Origin of the sequence: Kitasatospora sp. NPDC004799 (genome assembly GCF_040609095.1) — a bacterium.
GTDB lineage: Bacteria > Actinomycetota > Actinomycetes > Streptomycetales > Streptomycetaceae > Kitasatospora.
Window position 1 is genome coordinate 1 of record NZ_JBEXJK010000717.1, and the last position, 2,029, is coordinate 2,029.

The 2,029-nt window shown below is 78.1% G+C and carries 2 protein-coding genes; both read right to left on the reverse strand.

The features are described from left to right. Nucleotides 1-209 (reverse strand): hypothetical protein (locus tag ABZW03_RS40205; RefSeq protein ID WP_355269750.1); only part of this gene is annotated, 209 nt, incomplete at its 3' end. Between the two features lie 166 nt (nt 210-375). After that, on the reverse strand, nt 376-1,926 hold the full coding sequence (locus ABZW03_RS40210) for an AMP-binding protein (RefSeq protein WP_355269752.1): 1,551 nt from the start codon (nt 1,924-1,926) through the stop codon (nt 376-378). Between the last annotated feature and the right edge of the window lie 103 nt (nt 1,927-2,029).

The window sequence follows — 2,029 nt, forward strand, 5'->3', positions numbered from 1 at the left end:
GGGGGGGGGCCTGTGCGGGGGTTGGGTCCGGCGGCGGCGCGGGTCGGCCGCTGGAGGCCGCTGCCCTCGGCGTCCGCCCGGAGGTCGGGCGGCGCCTCGTCGGCGGCGCGCCCGCCGTGGGGGACGGCGGTGCAGCGGGCGAAGACGATCAGGGCGCCGGCCGCTACGGCGAGGATGCCGAGTGCGGTCAGGACGCGTAGCCAGGTCACGGTGGTTCCTCCCGGGGGACGGTGCGGCCGGCACCGGCGCGCACGACGACGCCGGGGAGGTATCGGCGGGCCGGGCCGCAGGGTCGAGTGCCCCACGGACGGTTCTTCCCGTCGGTTGGTGTACGAGTGGTCACCCGGGCGGGCGTCCGAAGCGCCGGCAGGGCGCTCACACCCCGCCGCGCGCCCCCGCGGTGGCGGCCGCCCGTCCGGTCCCGTCGCCCACCTGGGCCCGCAGGGCGGCGAGGTCCGGCTTCCCCAGCCCGTTCAGGGGGATCGCGGGCAGCAGCAGGAGTGCGTCCGGGGCGCACGGGCCCAGTCCGCGCGCCTGTCCCCACCGGTGCAGCTGCTCGGCCGTCAGCCGCGAGCCGGGGGTGAGGGCGACGGCGGCGTGCACCCGGTCCAGGCGGTCCGGGTCGGTGGTCGTGAACATCACCGCCTCGCGGACCTCCGGGTGGGTGCGCAGCGGCTCCTCGATCTCGCGGGGGAACAAGTTGCGCCCGTCGAGGATCGCCATCGGGTCCCGCCGCCCGGCCACCGTCAGATAGCCGGCCGCGTCCAGGCTGCCCAGGTCGCCGGTGTGCAGCCAGCCGTCCCGGAGCACCCGCTCGGTCAGCTCCGGGTCGCGCCAGTAGCCGGCCATCGCGGTCGGCGTCCGGACGCAGATCTCCCCGGTGCGGTCCGGCGGCAGCTCCGTGCCGTCCTCGTCCAGGATGCGCAGCCCGGTGTCCGGGTACGGGCGGCCGGCGGTGGTCAGCAGCCGCGGCGCCAGGTGCTCGTCCGGGCCCAGCCGGGTGACCGGCCCGCACTCCGTCAGGCTGTACGTCTGGTGCAGCACCCGGCCCAGCCGCCGGGTCCCCTCGGCGAGGCGCCGCGGCGAGGCCGCGCAGCCGGTGTAGCCGACCCGGCGCAGGCTGCCGGTGTCGGTGGTGGGCAGCAGGGGGTGGTCCAGCAGCCGGTAGAGCAGGTGCGGCGGCAGGTACATCCGGGTCACCCGGTGCCGTTCCACCGCCGCCAGCACGGCCCCGGCGTCGAACCCGTCCAGCATCACCACGGTGCCGCCCGCGGCCAGCGCCAGGTCCGCGGAGGTGCCGCCGCCGTGGCAGAGCGGGGTGCACAGCAGGAAGACGGAGCCGGACAGCAGCGGCGGGCGCGGCGGACGGGCGAAGCGGCGCAGCACCCCTTTCGGGCGCCCGGTGGTGCCGCCGGTGAACCGCACCGCCATCACGTCCTCGGGCCGGCCGCGGGGTTCGAACGGGGCGGGGGAGCGGGCCGCGGCGAGGTCCAGCAGGTCCGTGCCGAGCCCGAACGGCGACGGGCCCAGGGAGAACAGCAGGGCCGACGGCACGGCCCGCGCGATCCCGTCGGCCGCCGCCGCGTACCGGACCGGGTCGAAGACCAGCGCGGAGGTTCCGGCGAACTCGGCCAGCGCCACCTGCTCCGCGACCGGCCCGTCCGGGAACGGCATCGCCACCCGGCAGCCCAGCAGGTTCGCGGCCAGTCGCACCAGCAGCGTCTCCGGCCGGTTCCCGGCCAGCACGGTCACCCCGTCCCCGCGCCCGAGCCCGGCCCGCTCCAGCGCCCGGGCGGTGCGGTGCACCAGGTCCAGGCACCGCTGCCCGCTCCACGCGTCCTCGCCGTCCCGGATCGCCACCCGGGCGGGGTCGCGCGCCAGCCCGTCCAGCACCAGCGCGGTGTACGTCGGAGCCGTCTCCGCCATGGCCCGCCCTCCTGTTTGACGGTGCGTCAGCCTAGTGGACGGCCGGACGCCGGCCCCGCCGCCGCAGGGCGGGCCGCCGCAGGCCCCGGTTCCGATCCGCGAC